The organism is Rhodococcus sp. IEGM 1366 (assembly GCF_033142425.1).
In the GTDB taxonomy this organism is placed as follows: Bacteria; Actinomycetota; Actinomycetes; order Mycobacteriales; family Mycobacteriaceae; genus Rhodococcus_F; species Rhodococcus_F globerula.
On record NZ_JAWLRZ010000002.1, the window covers coordinates 256237 to 274720 of the forward strand.

Sequence of the window (18484 nt, forward strand, 5' to 3'; positions counted from 1 at the left end):
TGAATCGGTTATCTCGAATGATTAACCTGCGAGAAACAAAGCGGCATCTGCATGTAATCGAAGTGCTACAGACTCTGCTCATCCCCAATCTGCATGCCAGTCAGAGTCACTGCAGTCAGAGTCCCTTCATTTCGAGGAGAACCCGTGAATTCCAAACGCACAACCGTGGGAACCGCCAGTATTGCCCTCGCCTTGCTTGCTGCATTCGGGTTGAGTGCATGCAGTTCGAGTGACGCCGACACGGCGGTTGCGTCGGAAGCGCTCGAGCCCGCTGCGGATGCGCAGACACTAGCCGGCGCGTGTCCGGAAAACGTTGTAGTGCAGCTGCAATGGCAGCCGCAGTCGGATATGGGTGCGCTGTTCGAGATGCTCGGGCCGGGATACACCGTCGACACGGACGACAAGTCGGTCAGTGGCACTCTGGTCGCGGGCGGCAAGGATACCGGCGTCGATCTCACGCTTCGGGCAGGTGGCCCGGCGATCGGGTTCCAGTCCGTCAGTTCTCAGATGTACGTGGATGATTCGATCACGCTGGGTCTGATCCATGGTGACCAGGTGATCGCCGCGTCGGCGAGTCAGCCCGTCATGGCGGTGACTCCACTACTCAAGTACAGTCCGGCAATCGTGATGTGGGACCCTGCGTCGCACCCTGATTGGAAGAGTGTTGCCGACATCGGCAAGACCGATGCAAGCGTCGTGGTGTCCAAGGAACAGTTGTTCCCGCAGTGGCTGGTTGCGAAGGGGTTGTTGAAGCAGTCTCAGCTCGACACGAGTTACGACGGCGCACCGTCGCGCTTCGTCGGCGACCCGACCATTGCGCAGCAGGGATTCGCGAATTCCGAACCGTACACGTACGAGAACGAGACGCCGGCCTGGGACAAGCCGGTTTCCTTTGACCTGCTGAAGGATTCAGGCTTCGACATCTATGCGTCCAATGTGTCGGTCCGCGCTGACAAAGTAGAATCGCTCTCGTCCTGCCTGACCAAATTGGTTCCGATCATCCAGCAAGCGAGTGCCGACTACATCACCGATCCGGCCGCGGCCAACAGCGCGATCGTCGACGTTGTCTCCCAGGATATTTCGTTCAGTCCATACACCGAGGGCGAGGCTGCCTTCAGTGCTCAGATGTTGAAAGACGAAGGGCTGATTGCAAACGAGGCTGACGGTTCGGTAGGAACCTATGACATGGCCAGAGTCACCCGAAACGTCGCCGACCTGACGCCCGTTCTGGTGGCCGGCGGTGCAGCGATTCCGGATTCACTGACCGCAGAACAGATCTACACCAACAAATTCACCAACCCGTCCATCGGAATCCGCTGATCAGGAGACTGGAAAAATCATGACGTACGAGATGACCGAACTCAACCGTGAGAGCCGTATGGGCGGCCTCGGTACCGAAACAACCGACCGCGAAGTGCGACGGATCGATCTCTCCGACTTCGAGAACCGCCGCAGCGAGATAGCGGACGAGTTATGTTCGGCTGCAACCGATATCGGATTCTTTCAGGTTGTCAACCACGGAATCGACATCGGTGAGGTTCGCAAGGCGTTCGCTGCCACGGAGAACTTCTTTGCGCTACCCGATGAGGTCAAGGCCCGATATCCACTCAAGAAGGGATTCAATTCCGGCTGGGAGAGCATGTCGCAAGTGCGGCCGTCGATCGGGACGCCCGATCAGAAGGAGTCCTACCAGGTAACCCGCCCCCACATGGGTGACCTGTGGCCCACCGACGACGAACTCGAGGGCTTCCGCGAAACGATTCTCGATTTCGAGGCACGGTGCTGGGGCGTCGCGATGGCCCTGCTCTCGTGTTTCGCAGACAAACTCGGATTCGAGCGGGACTTCTTTGCGAAAGCCCACGATCCGTCGGTGACCAGTTACCAGAGCACCCTCCGGTTGCTGCACTACTTCCCGCTCGCTCCCGATGCCGATGTCGCAGGAATGTGGCGCGCGGGCGCGCACACCGATTTCGACTGCCTGACCTTGCTCTTTCAGCGCGACGGTCAGGGCGGGCTGCAGTTGTGCCCTGGTAAGGAGATGGAGACCCAGGAATGGACGTCGGTGGAACCCGCCGAGGAAGCGATCACTTGCAACATCGGTGACATGCTGATGCGATGGAGCGACGATGTGCTGCCGTCGAACTTTCATCGCGTCAAGAGCCCAGGCCTGAACGACTACCGGGGCCCTAGATACAGCCTGGCTTTCTTCGCGCAGGCCAACCGCGACATCATGATCGAAGGTCCGGCCGGGAAGTATCCGCCGATCACCGCCGAGGATTATCTCTACCAGCGCGTGAATGCCAATTTCGCCCGCTGAGCCGACCGAAGACGCCGACCGAAGACACGGAGAAAACGATGAATACCGCACCCGCCAGCATCACCATCACCGACGTCACCGTCTACAGCGGCAGGCAATGGCTCGAAGGTCGAGACGTCGTGGTGACTGACGGAATTGTCACCGCGATCGAGGCGTCGCGCGGTACGTCGGCTCTCGGTGACCCGAAGGCCGGAAGTGTTGACGGATCCGGTGCCTACTTGATTCCCGGATTCGTCAACACGCACACGCACATTCAGCAGTCGCTGATGCGGGGGATCGCGGAGGGAACTCCACTACTCGAATGGCTGCTTGCCGTTGCCGAGGAATCCGTGCTGATCACCCCGGAAAAGGCGTACACCGCAACAGTTGCGGCCAGCCTGGAGGCCTTGCGGAGCGGTACCACCACATTGGTGGAACACATGTGGCCGCACCCGTCGAGCGAGGTACACGACGCTGTCATCCGGGGATTGCACGACACCGGGATTCGCGCCCTGCTGGGGCGTGGGGTGGGGGATCGATCGGACCCGACGCGTAAGTGGGGCTTCGATCCGCGGCTTTTGCAGCCATTGGGCGACGTCCTCGATCACACCGATCAGATCATGCGAGACGTTGCCGGATCGCGCATCGATGCGGCTGTGGCAGTGCCGAATCCGAGATCGTTGACTCCGGAGGGAATGGCGCAGGTGCGTGAATTCGCTCAGGCGCGCGGACTGACCGTATCGATACACCTGCTCGAGACACAGACCGACAATATGATGTGTACCGAACACACGGGGATGGGTGCGGTCGACTTCTTGGACGCTAACGATTTCCTGTGGGATCGAGTTCTCGCGGTTCACTGCGTCGAACTCGATGATCGTGGTCAGAAAGTGCTGGCAGAGAGAGGAGTCGGCGTCTCCTACAACCCGGTGAGCAACATGCGACTCGGTAGCGGGGTCGCACCGGTGCCGAGCTTCCTGGAAGCCGGCCTCGCAGTGGGGCTGGGGGTGGACGGCGCCGCCAGCAACGACACGCAGGACATGCTCGAAACCTTGCGTACCGGTGCCTACGTGCAGCGGGCCACCCGAGCGCGTGCGGACCTACTCGGTTTTGGTGCCATGATCGATATCGCCACCGGCGGCGCCAACAGTGCACTCGGCTTGCCACCGCGATCAGGCGGTGTGTCTGTCGGAGATGCTGCTGATCTCACCATGATTCGGTTCGAGAGAGACTTCGGATGCCTGCCGGTGCGCGACCCGGGTGCATCCATTCTCACGACCGGAACCCGGCAGATCGTCGACACCGTTCTGGTTGCCGGCGAGGTTGTCATCCGGGACGGGCACTCGACGCGGGTGGACGAGGCTGAGCTGATCAGTGCACTGTCGGCCTAAGTCTTGTCGACGTCCATCTCGATCAGTACGCGGCGCAACAGCTTTCCCGTTGCGTTGCGGGGGAGTTCGTCGATGAACAGGACTTCACGGGGTACCTTGTATCGCGCCAAGTTGGAGCGGACGTGAGATTTCAGAGCCTCGGCGTTCTGGTCTACACCGGGGGCGATCACAACGAAGGCGCGCAGTCGATGCCCGAAATCCGCGTCCTCCACTCCGATCACCGCAGCTTCCAGCACGTCCGCATGATCAGCTAGGAGGTTCTCCACTTCGAGGGGATATACATTTTCACCGCCCGAGACGATCATGTCGTCGTCGCGGCCGTCGACGAACAGCAGGCCGTTGGCGTCGAAGTGCCCGACGTCGCCGGTGGAGAGGAGTCCGTTGATGCGCTCCTTGTCGCGGCCGTCGGTGTAGCCCTCGAAGCTGAGGCCGCTCGAGACGAAGATTCGTCCGATCGTGTGGGGGGAGTTGATCTTCTGATTGTTGTCGTCGAACAGTTCGACGTGGCACGTGACGGGCGCCCGGCCGGCAGTGCCCGGCGCGATGGTGAGATCTTCGGGTGTGGCGACAGTGGCGACCGCTACTTCGGTGGAGCCGTACAGGTTGTAGAGGACGTAACCGAATGCCTCCGTCACTCGTTTGCAGAGATCAGGTGAGAGTGAGGACCCCGCGGAGAAAATGATCTTCAGATGTGAGGTGTCGTATTTCGACAGCACTTCGGGGCCGAGATCGATGATGCGGGTCAGCATCGTCGGAACCACGACGAGACTGTCGCACTTGTGTTGCGCCACAAGCTTGACCGTGTTCTCGGGATCGAATTTCCGGTGCATCACGACGGTTTGTCCCAAGCCGAGGGCGAGCGCGAACTGGGAGACACCGGTGCCGTGGAAGGCCGGCGCCGCCATCATCATTGTCTGCCCGCGGCGCAGTGGTACCCGGTCGAGGAACTGCGCTGACGCCAACGGCGAGGTGTGGCTGCGCGGCGCGCCTTTCGGGGTTCCGGTGGTTCCGCTGGTCAGAAGTACGAACCCGCCACTGCGTCCCGGCGCCGGCACTGCTGAGGTTCCTCGTCCCGCAATGACGTCGTCGAGTGTGCGGATGGTGGTGTTTTCGCGCTCTGCCCACGCCCGGTATCGCCTTGTGTCCGCAGGGAGGGCGTCGGCAACTTCGGTGAACTCGTCGTCGTAGACAAAGGCCGCGACATTTTCACGGGCCGCGACGTCGACCAGTTGAGGGCGCGCAAATCCCGTGTTCATGAGGACAAGTTTGGTGCCGTTCTTGGCTGCCGCGAGCATGGTCAGAACCAGGCCACGATGGTTTCGGCACATAGCGCCCATCACCGAATCGGATGTGATGCCATCGGCCTGCCAGGCCCGTACCAGTGCGTTGCTCTGCCGTTCCAGTTCGGCGTACGTGATGGGTCCACGTTCGTCGATGATGGCTACCGCATCGAGGCCGTTCTCGGCATGCGCGTGGACGGGACCGGCAAATGGTCCGTACTTGTCCACAGCTGCAATGGATTTCAGACCCTTGTCGAGGCGGGGAAACGGAATCAGTCCCGCTCGTGTCATGACTCCCACGGCGCCGATGGTGTCTGTGATCTTGGTGACCAATCCGGGCATGGGTAAACCTCTTCCGAGCGTCGGTGAAAGGACCGGATCTCAGCCTAATCGAAACCGGACGCTTTCACCGACGATCTCGGTGCCGTGTTTTTACTTCAGTTCGGCAGACGTCTTTCCCAAGAGACGACGGGCAATGATCAGCTGCTGAATCTGCTGAGTGCCCTCGAAAATGTCGAGAATCTTGGAGTCACGGCCCCACTTTTCGAGCAGTGGACGCTGGGAGTAGCCGTACGTTCCGGCGAGTTCCACTGCCTTGAGTGTGATGTCGGTGCCCGTGCGGCCCGCCTTGGCCTTGGACATCGACGCCTCGAGGGAGTTCGGCTTCTTGTTGTCTGCCATCCAGGCTGCGCGCAATGCGAGCAGGTAGGCGGCTTCCCAATCAGCTTCCATCCGAAGGAACTCGGCTGCCGCGGCATGCTGGTTGTAGGCCGGTGTGTCGTACGAGATCTCGACGCCGGCTTCCGTCAGGATGGTGCGCAGTTCTTCGAGTGCGGCGCGGCCGACGCCGACAGCCATGGCGGCGACCATCGGGCGGGTGTTGTCGAACGTCTGCATGACGCCGGCAAAGCCCTTCTCCACGTTGACCTCTGCGCTGCCGAGGATGTTGTCCGCGGGGATTCGGCAGTCCTGGAGCAAGAGTACGGCGGTGTCGGACGCTTTGATGCCCAGCTTGTGCTCGAGGCGGGCGACGCTCAGGCCCGGCGCGTCGCGCGGCACGACAAACGACTTGATTGCCGCTCGGCCCTTGGATTTGTCGACCGATGCCCAGACGACGATGTGGGTGGAACGCTCACCGGCGGTGACAAAGATCTTCTCGCCGTTGAGAACCCACTCGTCGCCGTCCAGAACTGCTGTGGTGGTGACTGCAGCCGAGTCGGATCCGAAGCTGGGCTCGGTGATGGCCATCGAGGCCCACACCTTGCCGAACCGTTCGAGTTGCTCGTCGGTGGAGACGGCTGCAATCGCGGCGTTGCCGAGGCCCTGGTAGGGGATCGAGAGCATGAGACCCACGTCGCCCCACGAGGTTTCGAGGGAGTTGAGCAGTGCCGACATGTTTCCACCGTTTGCATTGCCGGTCTTGCCGGAGTCAGCTCGGCCGCCGGCAGCGCCGCCGATGTCGCCACCCGAGTCGGACAGACCCTCGACCATGGCAGCCATCGTGTCGAGTTCGACCGGGTATTCGTGTTCGGCCAGATCGTATTTGCGTGAGATGGGTCGGAAGATCTGAGCCGCGACCTGATGCGCCTGGTTCGCGGATGCTTTGAGCTTCTTGGGAAGTTCGAGATTGATCATCGTGGTTCTCCTGGAAAGTCAGCGGCGTCAGATGAGGACAATGCCCTCGGCAACGCCGATGGCTCGAAGGTCGCGGTACCAGCGCTCGACCGGGTGTTCCTTGGTGAATCCATGCCCACCGAGGAGTTGCACGCCGTCGAGGCCGATCTGCATGCCCTTCTCGGAAGCTAACTTCCGGGCGAGGGCCGATTCACGAGCAAAGGACAATCCCTGCTCGGCACGCGAAGCGCCACGCAGCGTGACCAGGCGCATTCCGTCCAGTTCGATGGCGATGTTGGCCACCATGAACGCAACTGCCTGGCGATGGCTGATCGGCTCGCCGAATGCTTCGCGCTCGTTCACGTACGGAATCACGTAGTCCAGCACGGCCTGGCTGGTGCCCACCGCCATCGACGCCCAACCGAGGCGCGCGAGGCGGATTGCGTCGGCGTACTCGGCCTTGCGCTGATCGGCGTCGCCGTCGCCGAGAAGTGCGGATTCGGGAACCGAGACATCGGTGAGGATCAGGCGACCGAGCGATGCGGCCCGCAGTCCCATGCTGGGGTCAGCTTCGACGACAAGGCCTTTGGTGTCCGACTCGACGATGAAGAACGACGGCTTGCCGTCGAGTTCCGCGGCGATGACAAAAAGTTCCGACGTTGCAGCGGCCGGTACCAGGCTCTTGACGCCGTTGAGGCGGTATCCGCTGGGGGAGCGAACGGCCTTGGTCTGCAGTGCAAAGGGATCGAACAGCGCGCGAGGCTCGTTGACTACCACTGCGGCACCGGGAACCTGCTCACCGGTGAATGCGGGGAGATACGTCTTCTGCTGCGCGTCGGTGCCCCACTGAGTAAGGGCGACAGCTACGCCGCTGGGAGCGAGGATCGGCAGTGCCAGCCCCATGTCTCCGTGTGAGAGCGCCTCGGCGACAAGCGAGTTGGTGACCGCGCCGCGATCGGATGCGGCGCCGTCGAGTTCCTCGGGGACGTTGATCAAGGTGATCCCGAGTTCGGCCGCCCGCTTCGTCAGATCGGCAGGAGCGGCGGCGGCCGCATCGGCATCGTGTGCTGCGGTGCGCAGGATTTCCGATGCAAAGTCGCGCACGGTTTCGACGATCATCTTCTGGTCGTCGTCGGGCGTGAGGTCGAAGTAGTCCGAGTTTTTGGCGGGGTTGTCCGGCAGTCGCTTGGGCGCGTCGTTGCCGGCCACCTTCTTGAAACCGCGCGTAGCGGCGCCGAGAGTCTTGAAGCCGGTCTTGGTGCCCTCGTAGGTAACCCGGTCGATGGTCTGGCGCAGGTTGAACTTTTCTGCGAATTCAGAACCGGTGATCTTGGTCAGCACGCGCATGGCGGTACCCATCGCATCGCGCTTGACGGGGTTGAGGCCGACTGCGGACGTGTCGCGGGGGTGCGCCGTGGCATGGCTCTTGCTCGGGGCCACACTGTCTTGCTTGGTCATGATCACCAGGGGTTTCTCGGTGTCGGGGCGTTGGACTCCCTTATCTTACTCAGGAGTAAGGTCGGATGTCGAGCATCCCTCGAAATGACGCGAGTCACGTCTACTCCTCCCTGAGTAGGAGGTGCCACGACCCCGAGCGTCATAGGCTCGACAGGTGAACCGGACAGAGGTGCCAGATCGGATTCAGCGGTATGTGCGCTACTCGCCGCTGGTATTGATTCCGTGCTTACTGATTGCCAGCACGTATCCCGGGGAGTATCGGGTCCCCGTCGGCTATTGGATCGTCTCGATGCTGTCGGCGATCATCTTCGTGGCTGGTCGCCGGTGGCCGGTACTTGCTTCGCTGGTCATCTCGGCACTTGCGGTTCCGATGTTCGTCGCCGACGCGTGGGGTCTGTCCGAGCTCGTGCCGTTTCTCGGAGCGGTAGCCGTTGTCGATGTCACGATGCGGGCCGAGCGCCGGGAACTGGTTGCCGTATCTGTAATCGGATGGTGCGGTTCCGTACTGGCAGGGATCTGGTTCGAATCTCACGAAGCATTCTTCTCGGTCACGACTGCCGTGAAAGTGCTTGCGTACGTGGGCTTACCGCTGCTGCTCGGACTATATCTGCGTTCGCAGCGTGAATTGGCCGCGAACAATCTCGCGCACACCCGAGCTGCGGAACGAAGCGCTCTGGCCCGTGAGCTGCACGACCTTGTTGCACACCACATGGCGTCGATCGTCCTGCGGATCGGAGTCGCTCAACACGTATTGGCACCTCAGGACGAGGCCGTGCGGGAAGTCCTCGCCGACGTGCGCGCGACGGCGTCGGATGCGCTGACCGATATTCGCCGTCTTCTCGTCGCATTGCGCGATCCCTCGCTCGGCGAGGTTGCTCTGGTCGAACCGGACGCCGTCGCCGCGGAGATCGAGGCTGCACTCGATCGTGTGCGTGCAGCCGGCTTCCAGGTCAAGGCGCACGTCGAGTCGGGCGCAGGTGACCTCGACGCCATCGGCCGGTTGACGCTGTTACGGGTAATTCAGGAGTCGCTGACCAACGTCATGAAGCACGGAGACAGGAAGGGGCCCGTCTCGGTATCTGTTCGTCGCAACGCCGGTCGGGTCGACGTCAAGGTGATCAACAATGTCGAGGGGTCGGCGAAGGGCGCCGGACACGGCCTCGTCGGAATGCGGGAGCGTGCAGAGTTGGCCGGCGGTGAGATGACCGCAGGTACGCTCGGTGACGGAAGGTGGGAGGTGCACGTGAGTATTCCGCTGTTGGCCCATCCGCTGTCGGTCAAGGGTGACGACTCGTGATCGCAGTGTTGGTTGTCGACGACCAGCGGCTGGTGCGAGCAGGTCTGCGGATGCTGTGCACTGCGGCCGAGGACATGACCGTATCCGGTGAGGCGTCGAACGGCGTCGAGGCGGTAGCGCTTGCCGCCGAACTGGATCCCGACGTAATCCTGATGGACTTGAGGATGCCCGGCCTCGACGGGATCGGTGCCACGCGGCAGATCGTCAAGTCCGGGCGGCGCGCACGCATTCTCGTACTCACCACCTTCGACGACGACGATCATCTGTATCCCGCGCTTGCTGCCGGTGCTTCGGGGTTTCTCGTCAAGGACACCGAACCCGCCGAGTTGCTCGGTGCCATTCGCCGGACAGCCGAGGGCGACATGGTGTTCTCCCCGGAACTGCTCCGCCGCGTCGTGGATCGGGCGGTGATCGGCGCCGCCGCGGGCACTGCTGTGACAGAGGCGGTTTCGCTGACCGAGCGCGAATCGCAGGTTCTCGCCCTGGTTGCGGAAGGGAAGAGCAATCAGGAAATCGCGGACGCGTTGCATTTGGGTGTGACCACGGTCAAGACTCACGTGGCGAACCTGATGTCGAAGACGGGTTGCGACAATCGGGTTCGCCTCGCCGTGTACCACTTACAGAACCGTCAATGACCGGTGCCCATGTCCATCTGCATCGGAGCCGCCTTCTGTCCCGGTTCGAGGACGAGGAATTGGCCCATCATCCCTTGATCCTCGTGCATCAGCAGGTGGCAGTGGAACATGTAAGGGAATGTGGGATCGGTGTACTCGGACCACTGCAGTGCGACGCGAACCCTGCTGCCCGGCGGTGTGTAGACGGTGTCCTTGAGGCCGCGCAGGTGCGGCGGGGGAGTGCGACCGTCGACGTCGAGGATCTGGAACTGCACGTCGTGGACATGGAAATTGTGTGGCCAGTTGTCCTTGTTGGTGATCGTCCACACTTCGGTGGCGCCGACCTCGGCCTCGAAGTCGATGCGGTTCATGTCCATTCGTTGCCCGTTGATCATGTACCACTGCAGATCGAAGGTTCGGGAGACGCTTGCCTTCGACGGATCGAGATGCGGCATTGTCGCCAACTTTGCCGGGAGGGTCGATAGTGACTTTCGGAGGCCGACGCCACGCAGCTCGATGATGTCGAAGCGGTCGTTCATCCCGAAGTTCTCTGCGTCGGAGGAGCTCACGCCACCGCCGTCCTCGATCGGGAACGACACCAGTGTGGTCGTCGCACCGGGGTCGACGCGAACCACGATCTCGGCTCGTTCGCCGGGGCTGAGCTGAATCCGCTTGATCGCAATCGGTGATTCGAGCAGTCCGCCGTCGGTGGCAATCAGATCGAACGTGCGGTCGTCGGGGAACCCCAGGTTGTAGAGACGGCCGGAAGAGCCGTTCAGGATGCGCAGTCGCACAACGCCGGTAGTGACGTCGAGGTAGGCATCGGCGATGCCGTTGGCGACGATCGTGTCGCCGAGCAAGCCGACGTCGGTCGGGTCGGTCTCGTCGAAACTGCCGTCCGCGGTGAATCGGCGATCCTGGATGATCAGTGGAATGTCGTCCACTCCATAGGTTTTCGGGAGGTCCAGCATATCGGTGTCGGCGTCGTCGATCAGGAACAGTCCGGCGAGCCCGCGTTGTACGTGCCGCTCGGTGGATCCATGCGGATGTGGGTGATACCAGAGCGTCGACGCCGCTTGGTCGATGGTCCACGCCGGTTCCCACCGCCCGCCGGCTTCGATGGTCTGGTGCGGTCCGCCGTCGAACCTGGCGGGTAGATGCATGCCGTGCCAGTGGACGGTCGTGGGCTCTGCCAGTGCGTTGTCGATCGTGAATGCGACAGATTCTCCGCGTCGGGCTCGGACCGTCGGACCCAGGATAGAGCCGTTGAAACCCCAAGTGTCAGTGATCTTTCCCGCGACAATCTCGGTGGTTCCGGCGCCGGCGCGGAGGGTGAAATGGCGGACGCCGGAGTCGTCGACCGTGGATGCAGCCAGCGGCGGAATCGGTAACGGACGTGAAGACCCTGCTGCTGCCGTAGGCCGTGAGGCGCCGGCGGAGTCGGCGGAGTCGGCGCCGCAGCCCACCGCAAGTCCGAGGGGCGCGGCAGCCAGACCGAACAGTATCGAGCGCCGGGAAATCCGGTTCATCATTCTCCTGAAGTAGTGCGTAATCGACTACTCCAAGTCAACGTGCCCGAATGCCGTGCCGAATCCTGCCGACGGGCCTGCCGGGACTCCTCCCTCAGGCCGTTGCGGCGAGTGGGGAGTTCTGCTACCTGGCCGGCTACCTCAGGCGAGCAAGAACATCCTCGTGCAGCAAGCCGTTGGTGGCAACGGCACTGCCACCGTGCGGGCCGGTCCCGCCGGCCAAGTCGGTGAAGGTTCCGCCGGCTTCGCGGATCAACACGTCCAGAGCGGCAAGGTCCCACAGGGAAACCTCGGGTTCGGCGGCGATATCGACTGCACCTTCGGCGACGAGGCAGTACGAGAAGAAGTCTCCGTACCCGCGGACGCGCCACACGTGATCCGTGAGATCGATGAACTGATCGCGGATTCCGCGGTCCTTCCAGCCGGACAGGCTCGAAAAACTCAGGCTTGCGGATTCACTGCGGTCGACGGCGGACACCTCGATGCGTCGGGCGTCGCCGCCGTTGCAGGAGGTGAAGGCACCCAAACCCGTTGCCGCCCACCAGCGTCGGTTCAGTGCGGGCGCGCTGACGACACCGACGACGGGTACGCCGTCCTCGAGCAAACTGATCAGGGTCGCCCAGACAGGCACGTTGCGCACGAAGTTCTTGGTGCCGTCGATCGGATCGACCACCCACTGCCGTCCCTCGAATACCGCGTCGCCGCCGAACTCTTCGCCCAGCACCGAGTCGCCCGGTCGAGCCTCGGACAAGCTCGCGCGCACGGCGCGTTCGACGGCGAGGTCGGCGTCGGAGACCGGGGTGAGGTCGGGTTTGTCGTCCACTCGCAGATCGAGAGCGCCGAAGCGGGCGCGAGTGATCGCGTCGGCCTCGTCGGCGAGACGCAGGGCCAGAACAAGGTCGGAAGCGAGGTCGGTCACGGGTAGACAACTTACCGTCTTGCCCGCCCTGTCCCATCTACGCGCCCATCTGTGCGCCTACCTACGCGGGCAGAACTTCGTTCAGCTTTCCGGTCGCCACATCGAAGACAAATCCGCGCAGTGAGGTCGTTGCAGTGATGAACGGACTGCTCTCGATTCGGCGTAGTGATTGCCGTACGTCTTCGTCGACGTCGGGGAACGATTCGGGTGACCAGGACGGTTTGACGCCGATCTCGTCCTGGATGGAGCGCTTGAAATCGTCGTCCGTGAACGTCAGCATTCCGCAGTCCGTGTGGTGGATGAGGATGATCTCGGTGGTGCCGAGGAGGCGCTGGCTGATGGCAAGCGACCGGATCTCGTCGTCGGTGACCACACCGCCGGCGTTGCGGATGACGTGGGATTCGCCTTCTTCGATGCCGAGTGCGCGGTAGACGTCCAGACGGGCATCCATGCAGGCGAGAACGGCAACGTGTTTGCTCGGCGGCAGGGGGAGCGGTCCGGAGAATTGCTCGGCGTATGCGGCGTTGTTCTGTAGATATTCGTCGGTGACGGTCATGGATACACCTTTCTGGTTCGGGTCCTGATTCGAGTCGCGGTTATTGCAGGGTTTGGCACCCGGTAGCCTTGAGAACCGTGCATCCTGACGTAATTGCAGACCTGAACGCGCTCGACACCACCCTTCGCACCTGCGAGTCGGTCGTGGACGTCGAAGAGCTGCGTCGACGCATCGACGAGCTCGAACATCAGGCTGCCGATCCCGGCTTGTGGAACGACCAGGATCACGCTCAGCAAGTAACCAGCCAGCTGTCGCATGCCCAATCGGAGCTTCGTCGAATCGTGGCGCTGCGAGAGAGGCTCGACGAGATGCCGATTCTCTACGAATTGGCAGAAGACGAAGGCCCTGACGCGATTGCCGACGCCGACGCCGAACGCGCCAGCCTGCGCGAGGACATCGCGGCGATGGAAGTCAAGACCATGCTGTCAGGCGAGTACGACGAGCGTGACGCGCTGATCAACATCCGCTCCGGCGCAGGCGGCGTCGACGCAGCGGACTGGGCCGAGATGCTCATGCGCATGTACATCCGTTGGGCGGAAAAGCACGACTACGGCGTCGAGGTCTACGACACGTCGTACGCCGAAGAAGCGGGACTCAAGAGCGCGACGTTCGCGATCAAGGGGCCGTACACCTACGGCACGCTGTCTGTGGAAATGGGCACGCACCGCCTGGTCCGGATCAGCCCGTTCGACAACCAGGGCCGTCGTCAGACGTCGTTTGCCGAAGTCGAGGTTCTGCCGGTCGTCGAGACTACCGACCACATCGAGATCAACGAGAACGACATCCGCGTCGATGTCTACCGTTCGTCCGGTCCGGGTGGTCAGTCCGTCAACACCACGGACTCCGCGGTTCGCCTGACACACATCCCGACGGGCATCGTCGTGACGTGCCAGAACGAGAAGTCGCAGCTCCAGAACAAGGTGTCGGCGATGCGCGTCCTGCAGGCAAAGCTGCTGGCGGTCAAGCGTCTGGAAGAGCGAGCCGAGATGGATGCGCTCAAGGGCGACAGCGGAAGCTCCTGGGGCAACCAGATGCGTTCGTACGTCCTGCACCCGTACCAGATGGTCAAGGACCTGCGCACCGAGTACGAGGTCAACAACCCGTCCGCAGTGCTCGACGGTGACATCGACGGTTTCCTCGAGGCCGGCATTCGCTGGCGCATGAGCGAGAACCAGTCCGCATAAGCGGCAACCGAAAGGCACGATGACTTTTCTCAGACCTGGGCAGAACCTGCTCGATTGGCTCCAGAACCCTGGATTGTCGGTCCTCATGACCGTGCTCGGAGCGATGATCCTTGCCCGTTTGGTCAGTTGGGGCGGCAACAAGGTCACCGACCAGATCGACGCCAACTATCAGTTGGGTGACGCTCTGGTGCGGTCGGAGGCGACCAAGCATCGTCACTCGGTCGCGCAGGTCATCACATGGGTGATCATCACGTTCATCTACGTGATCGCGACACTCAAGGTTCTCGACCAACTGAACCTGCCGATCGGCAGTTTGGTCGCACCGGCAACGGTGCTCGGCGCGGCACTGGGCTTTGGTGCGCAGCGCGTCGTGCAGGACATTCTGGCGGGCTTCTTCATCATCACCGAGCGCCAGTACGGATTCGGCGACACCGTGCGACTGGCGATCACTGGCTCGTCCGACGACGCCGAAGGTGTCATCGAGGACGTGACGTTGCGAGTCACGCGAATGCGGAACGCCGACGGTGAAGTGATCACCGTTCCCAATGGTCAGATCGTGAAAGCGACCAACCTGTCCAAGGATTGGGCACGTGCGGTCATCGACGTTCCGGTTCCCGCCACTGCCGATCTCAACCGCGTCAACGAGGTCTTGCGTCAGGTCGGCGTCGATGCAATGTCCGACCGTGGACTCAAGAAGCTTCTCCTGGACGAGCCGACGGTCATGGGCATCGAAAGCCTCGAAGTGGATCAAGTCAGCATTCGGATGGTGGCGCGCACGCTACCCGGCAAACAGTTCCAAGTCGGCCGGGCACTGCGTGTGCGAGTTGCCGCGGCACTGCGTCGACAAGGAATCACCGTCACGCCGGGACTTCATACGGGCGACATCGAGGAGGCGAGCGAATGACCGAGCAGGAACCCCGGCGCGGTCTCGACCGGCTCATCCATCTCGACTGGATGCCGTCCCGCTTGTTCGGTGGCCGGATGCGGACGTCGACATTCATCTTGGTCGTGGCCTGGATCCTCGCCTACGTCGCCAACGCGTATCTCAACCCGGCGGAGCCAACCGTGGCCACGCCCGCGCCGGCCGCAGGATCGTCGGTGACGGAGCCGTACACGCAGCCTCCGGTGGCGACAACGACAACAGCTGTCCCGGAATCTTCGACGCCTCCGTCCTCGGAATCGGTGCCGTCGACGACTGTGGTTCCCGGTTCAGCAACTCCCGGTTCAGCTCAGAGCGGTGTTTCTACGACGGTGACGACGACAGCACCGCCTCCAGGCCCTCCGGTCGGTAACTCCGGCAACGAAAATTCCAACTCGGGCAATTCCAACAGCACAGTCACGACAATTCCGAGCACAACAGCCGCGACAACCAGTGGAGCCGGGTAATACGGGCGCACTCGCCGCGCGTTGCTCCAAGGTCACTGTTCGATAACGGCTAGACTGGCTTGTTGTGATCAGCATGAAGAACGTGTCGAAGTCCTACAAGGCCTCCACCAGGCCGGCGCTCGACAATGTCAGTGTGGAGGTGGAAAAGGGGGAGTTCGTCTTCCTCATCGGCCCCTCCGGCTCTGGCAAGTCGACCTTCATGCGTCTGCTGCTGAAAATGGAGTCGCCGACGTCCGGTGACATCGAGGTCGCGGATTTCCACGTCAACAAGTTGTCGGCCCGTCGAGTTCCGAAGCTGCGGCAGGCCATGGGTTGCGTTTTCCAGGACTTTCGACTGCTGCAGCAGAAGACGGTGTCCGAGAATGTCGCGTTTGCATTGGAAGTGATCGGTAAGCCACGCGACGTGATTGCGCGCACCGTTCCCGAGGTCCTCGACATGGTCGGCCTGGCCGGCAAAGCCGATCGACTTCCGACCGAACTGTCCGGTGGCGAGCAGCAGCGCGTAGCCATCGCGCGCGCTTTCGTGAATCGGCCGCTGGTCCTCCTCGCCGACGAGCCCACCGGCAACCTCGATCCCGAGACCAGCCAGGACATCATGCTGCTGCTCGAGCGCATCAACCGCACCGGCACCACCGTCGTCATGGCCACTCACGACCACCACATCGTCGACTCGATGCGTCGGCGAGTCATCGAACTCGATCTCGGCAAGGTCAGCAGAGACGAAGCGCGGGGTGTGTACGGCGTCGGCAGGTAAACGCCGACTGCTCACCACTCGTCCGAACGCCCACCGGTAGCCGCGAAGCCGCCGATCATTCGAGAAGGAATCGGATTCCCCGATGCGTGCCAGTTTTATTTTCAGCGAGGTCCTGACCGGCCTGCGCCGCAACATCACGATGACCATTGCCATGATCTTGACGACCGCCATTTCGCTTGGACTCTTCGGCGGCGGCCTCCTCGTGGTTCAGATGGCCGGTAAGACGCAGCAAATCTTCCTCGAGCGCGTCGAGGTCCAGATCTTCCTGACGGATGATATTTCCGCCGCGGACCCCGGTTGCGAGCAGGAAATCTGCAGCACTCTGCGGCAGGAACTCGAGCAGACACCGTCCGTCGTCGCGGTTCAGTTCCTCAATCGCGACGACGCGGTGAAGGACGCGACCGAGCGAGTCTTCAAGGACCAACCCGAGTTGGCCGCACTGGTCAGCCCGGACAGCTTCCCGGCGTCGTTCAAGGTCAAGCTCAGCGACCCGGAACGATTCGGCGTCATCAACGACACGTTCGGTTCGCGGCCAGGCGTGGAAAGTGTTCTCAATCAGCGCGAGCTCGTCGACCGTCTCTTCAGCGTCCTCGGCGGTGTCCGCAATGCAGCCTTTGCGATCGCCGTCGTTCAGGCCATCGCCGCTATTCTGTTGATCGCCAACATGGTTCAGATCGCGGCATTCACGCGTCGTACCGAGGTCAGCATCATGCGACTGGTGGGCGCAACACGCTGGTACACACAGCTTCCGTTCTTGCTCGAGGCAATTGTTGCCGCTTTGATCGGCGCGGTTCTGGCGATCGCCGGTCTCTTCACAGCAAAGAACCTTTTCATCGACGGAGTGCTGGCCGACGTCTACGAAGCCAACATCGTCGCCCGTATTTCGAACAGCGACATCCTGTTCGTCTCACCGTTCCTGGTCCTCGCAGGCGTGGGAATGGCAGCGATCACCTCGTATGTCACGCTTCGTTTGTACGTGCGCGAGTAATTGGTTTGCACGGCCTTCTATGCTGAGAGCAAGAGTTGTTTGCATTATTGGGTAAGACAGCGGACTGAGAGGCCCGGACAGTGAAGGAAAAGGGCCGCAAGGTCATTGCGACCAATCGCAAAGCGCGTCACAACTACACGATCATCGACACCTACGAAGCGGGAATCGCGCTCGTGGGCACCGAGGTCAAGAGTTTGCGCGAAGGTAAGGCGTCACTCGTGGACGCGTTCGCAACCGTCGACAACGGTGAGGTGTGGCTTCGATCGCTGCACATTCCGGAATACACGCAGGGCTCGTGGACCAACCACTCGCCGCGTCGGACCCGGAAGCTGTTGCTGCACAAGCGCGAGATCGAACACCTCGTAGGCAAGACCCGCGAGGGCAACCAGACGCTGGTTCCGTTGTCGATGTACTTCTCCGACGGCAAGGTGAAGGTCGAACTTGCTCTCGCCAAGGGTAAGCAGGACTACGACAAGCGTCAGGACATGGCCAAACGCACCGCTGAGCGTGAGGTGACCCGCGAGCTGGGGCGTCGGATCAAGGGCATGCGCGGGTAGTAGTCGGCCTGATCTCAGCCGCGGCGGTCGGCCGGCGCAGCGCGTAGGTGTACTCGTTCACCCTGCTTGCCGAACAGGCTGATCACCTCGGCCGGGCGGCCGTCTGCCGCACTGAATCGGTGCGGGATATGAGTGTCGAACTCGGCGGCTTCACCCGCGCCCATGACAAAATCGCGATCACCGAGCTGTAGCCGGACCCGGCCCGACAGCACGTACAGCCACTCGTACCCTTCGTGAGTACCCGGCTCGCGGATGTCCTCGGTGGGCGCGAGGATCATCTTGTAGGCCTGGAGGTTTCCCGGCTGGCTGGTCAACGGAATGATCGTCATCGATCCCACCTTTTGCGGTTCTTCCCGCACCCGGGGGTCTGCGATCTTGCTGTTGACGACGTCGTCGAGCGGGACGCCGTGCGCTTTCGCAATCGGCAGCAGCAACTCCAAGTTGGCTCGGCGAGTTCCGGATTCGAGCCGCGACAGCGTGCTGACGTTGATGCCTGTCGCCTCGGAGAGATCGGTCAACGTCATATCGGATTGCTGGCGCAGTGTGCGCAGACGCGGGCCGATTCCCGCGAGGACGGCGTCGAACGATGATTCGGTCATTCTTCCATTTTGCCAAATCAGCAATCATGTTTGTCAAGTTGGTGTTGCGATGCAATCCTGAA

General features: G+C 62.0%; 18 protein-coding genes. 11 read left to right on the top strand and 7 right to left on the bottom strand.

The features are described 5' to 3' along the window. Positions 1 to 93: 93 nt before the first annotated feature. From R4P64_RS07065 to R4P64_RS07075, 3 genes are read left to right on the top strand one after another with little or no spacing between them, the layout of a single operon-like run. Positions 94 to 1320 (top strand): nitrate ABC transporter substrate-binding protein, encoded by a 1227-nt coding sequence (locus R4P64_RS07065; RefSeq protein ID WP_287162633.1) that lies wholly within the window; start codon positions 94 to 96, stop codon positions 1318 to 1320. 19 nt (positions 1321 to 1339) lie between these two features. Then, positions 1340 to 2317 carry an isopenicillin N synthase family dioxygenase gene (locus R4P64_RS07070; RefSeq protein ID WP_317819981.1) on the top strand — a complete coding sequence of 326 codons (978 nt, stop codon included), beginning with the start codon at positions 1340 to 1342 and terminating at the stop codon, positions 2315 to 2317. Between the two features lie 38 nt (positions 2318 to 2355). Beyond that, on the top strand, positions 2356 to 3687 hold the full coding sequence (locus tag R4P64_RS07075; RefSeq protein WP_172936078.1) for an amidohydrolase family protein: 1332 nt from the start codon (positions 2356 to 2358) through the stop codon (positions 3685 to 3687). Here R4P64_RS07075 and R4P64_RS07080 read toward each other — a convergent pair. The 3 genes from R4P64_RS07080 to R4P64_RS07090 all read right to left on the bottom strand — a co-directional run bounded on the left by R4P64_RS07080 (position 3684) and on the right by R4P64_RS07090 (position 8045). Continuing rightward, positions 3684 to 5309, bottom strand: a complete 1626-nt coding sequence (locus R4P64_RS07080; protein ID WP_317819983.1) for an acyl-CoA synthetase — start codon at positions 5307 to 5309, stop codon at positions 3684 to 3686. The genes R4P64_RS07075 and R4P64_RS07080 overlap by 4 nt on opposite strands. Positions 5310 to 5399: 90 nt before the next feature. After that, positions 5400 to 6602 carry an acyl-CoA dehydrogenase family protein gene (locus tag R4P64_RS07085; protein WP_045070480.1) on the bottom strand — a complete coding sequence of 401 codons (1203 nt, stop codon included), beginning with the start codon at positions 6600 to 6602 and terminating at the stop codon, positions 5400 to 5402. Between the two features lie 27 nt (positions 6603 to 6629). Next, a complete protein-coding gene (locus R4P64_RS07090) occupies positions 6630 to 8045 on the bottom strand; it encodes an acyl-CoA dehydrogenase family protein (RefSeq protein ID WP_045070477.1) in 1416 nt (471 codons plus the stop codon). A gap of 148 nt (positions 8046 to 8193) precedes the next feature. On the opposite strand from R4P64_RS07090, the gene R4P64_RS07095 reads away from it, so the two are divergent. Together R4P64_RS07095 and R4P64_RS07100 are read left to right on the top strand one after the other, a co-directional pair. Continuing rightward, the gene (locus tag R4P64_RS07095) at positions 8194 to 9336 is read left to right on the top strand and encodes a sensor histidine kinase (protein WP_317819986.1); all 1143 of its coding nucleotides are present in this window, start codon (positions 8194 to 8196) and stop codon (positions 9334 to 9336) included. Beyond that, positions 9333 to 9971 (top strand): response regulator transcription factor, encoded by a 639-nt coding sequence (locus R4P64_RS07100; RefSeq protein WP_317819987.1) that lies wholly within the window; start codon positions 9333 to 9335, stop codon positions 9969 to 9971. The genes R4P64_RS07095 and R4P64_RS07100 overlap by 4 nt, the downstream gene beginning before the upstream one ends. Here the strand turns inward: R4P64_RS07100 and R4P64_RS07105 are convergent. The 3 genes from R4P64_RS07105 to R4P64_RS07115 form a co-directional block, all read right to left on the bottom strand. Continuing rightward, positions 9965 to 11479: a multicopper oxidase family protein gene (locus R4P64_RS07105; RefSeq protein ID WP_317541452.1), complete on the bottom strand. Its 1515-nt coding sequence runs from the start codon at positions 11477 to 11479 to the stop codon at positions 9965 to 9967. The genes R4P64_RS07100 and R4P64_RS07105 overlap by 7 nt on opposite strands. A 136-nt stretch (positions 11480 to 11615) precedes the next feature. Continuing rightward, the gene (gene hisN, locus R4P64_RS07110) at positions 11616 to 12398 is read right to left on the bottom strand and encodes a histidinol-phosphatase (RefSeq protein WP_317541454.1); all 783 of its coding nucleotides are present in this window, start codon (positions 12396 to 12398) and stop codon (positions 11616 to 11618) included. 61 nt (positions 12399 to 12459) lie between these two features. Further along, entirely contained in the window at positions 12460 to 12954 is a 495-nt protein-coding gene (locus R4P64_RS07115) for a carbonic anhydrase (protein ID WP_317819990.1), read from the bottom strand. A 77-nt stretch (positions 12955 to 13031) separates the two neighbouring features. Here R4P64_RS07115 and prfB point away from each other — a divergent pair, with 77 nt between their 5' ends. The 6 genes from prfB (at position 13032) to smpB (ending at position 17823) form a co-directional block, all read left to right on the top strand. Beyond that, positions 13032 to 14138 carry a peptide chain release factor 2 gene (gene prfB, locus R4P64_RS07120; RefSeq protein ID WP_033231132.1) on the top strand — a complete coding sequence of 369 codons (1107 nt, stop codon included), beginning with the start codon at positions 13032 to 13034 and terminating at the stop codon, positions 14136 to 14138. Positions 14139 to 14157: 19 nt separating this feature from the next. Next, entirely contained in the window at positions 14158 to 15042 is an 885-nt protein-coding gene (locus tag R4P64_RS07125) for a mechanosensitive ion channel family protein (RefSeq protein WP_033231131.1), read from the top strand. Next, on the top strand, positions 15039 to 15524 hold the full coding sequence (locus tag R4P64_RS07130; protein ID WP_072782331.1) for a hypothetical protein: 486 nt from the start codon (positions 15039 to 15041) through the stop codon (positions 15522 to 15524). The genes R4P64_RS07125 and R4P64_RS07130 overlap by 4 nt, the downstream gene beginning before the upstream one ends. 73 nt (positions 15525 to 15597) lie before the next feature. Then, complete coding sequence (gene ftsE / locus R4P64_RS07135; protein WP_202025995.1) at positions 15598 to 16278, top strand: cell division ATP-binding protein FtsE; 681 nt, start codon at positions 15598 to 15600, stop codon at positions 16276 to 16278. 82 nt (positions 16279 to 16360) lie between these two features. Next, the gene (gene ftsX, locus R4P64_RS07140) at positions 16361 to 17266 is read left to right on the top strand and encodes a permease-like cell division protein FtsX (RefSeq protein WP_033231129.1); all 906 of its coding nucleotides are present in this window, start codon (positions 16361 to 16363) and stop codon (positions 17264 to 17266) included. A gap of 80 nt (positions 17267 to 17346) precedes the next feature. Beyond that, positions 17347 to 17823 (top strand): SsrA-binding protein SmpB, encoded by a 477-nt coding sequence (gene smpB, locus R4P64_RS07145; RefSeq protein ID WP_033231128.1) that lies wholly within the window; start codon positions 17347 to 17349, stop codon positions 17821 to 17823. Positions 17824 to 17837: 14 nt separating this feature from the next. On the opposite strand, the gene R4P64_RS07150 is transcribed toward smpB, so the two are convergent. Next, positions 17838 to 18422, bottom strand: coding sequence for a helix-turn-helix domain-containing protein (locus R4P64_RS07150; protein WP_033231127.1), 585 nt, complete (start codon positions 18420 to 18422; stop codon positions 17838 to 17840). Positions 18423 to 18484: the final 62 nt, after the last annotated feature.

Excerpts from the sequence above, each read along its gene's own strand:
- R4P64_RS07065 (WP_287162633.1), top strand. The coding sequence starts at position 94 with ATGCCAGTCAGAGTCACTGCAGTCAGAGTCCCTTCATTTCGAGGAGAA.
- R4P64_RS07070 (WP_317819981.1), top strand. The coding sequence starts at position 1,340 with ATGACGTACGAGATGACCGAACTCAACCGTGAGAGCCGTATGGGCGGC.
- R4P64_RS07075 (WP_172936078.1), top strand. The coding sequence starts at position 2,356 with ATGAATACCGCACCCGCCAGCATCACCATCACCGACGTCACCGTCTAC.
- R4P64_RS07080 (WP_317819983.1), bottom strand. The coding sequence starts at position 5,309 with ATGCCCGGATTGGTCACCAAGATCACAGACACCATCGGCGCCGTGGGA.
- R4P64_RS07085 (WP_045070480.1), bottom strand. The coding sequence starts at position 6,602 with ATGATCAATCTCGAACTTCCCAAGAAGCTCAAAGCATCCGCGAACCAG.
- R4P64_RS07105 (WP_317541452.1), bottom strand. The coding sequence starts at position 11,479 with ATGAACCGGATTTCCCGGCGCTCGATACTGTTCGGTCTGGCTGCCGCG.
- R4P64_RS07115 (WP_317819990.1), bottom strand. The coding sequence starts at position 12,954 with ATGACCGTCACCGACGAATATCTACAGAACAACGCCGCATACGCCGAG.
- R4P64_RS07125 (WP_033231131.1), top strand. The coding sequence starts at position 14,158 with ATGACTTTTCTCAGACCTGGGCAGAACCTGCTCGATTGGCTCCAGAAC.
- R4P64_RS07130 (WP_072782331.1), top strand. The coding sequence starts at position 15,039 with ATGACCGAGCAGGAACCCCGGCGCGGTCTCGACCGGCTCATCCATCTC.
- ftsE (WP_202025995.1), top strand. The coding sequence starts at position 15,598 with ATGAAGAACGTGTCGAAGTCCTACAAGGCCTCCACCAGGCCGGCGCTC.
- ftsX (WP_033231129.1), top strand. The coding sequence starts at position 16,361 with ATGCGTGCCAGTTTTATTTTCAGCGAGGTCCTGACCGGCCTGCGCCGC.
- R4P64_RS07150 (WP_033231127.1), bottom strand. The coding sequence starts at position 18,422 with ATGACCGAATCATCGTTCGACGCCGTCCTCGCGGGAATCGGCCCGCGT.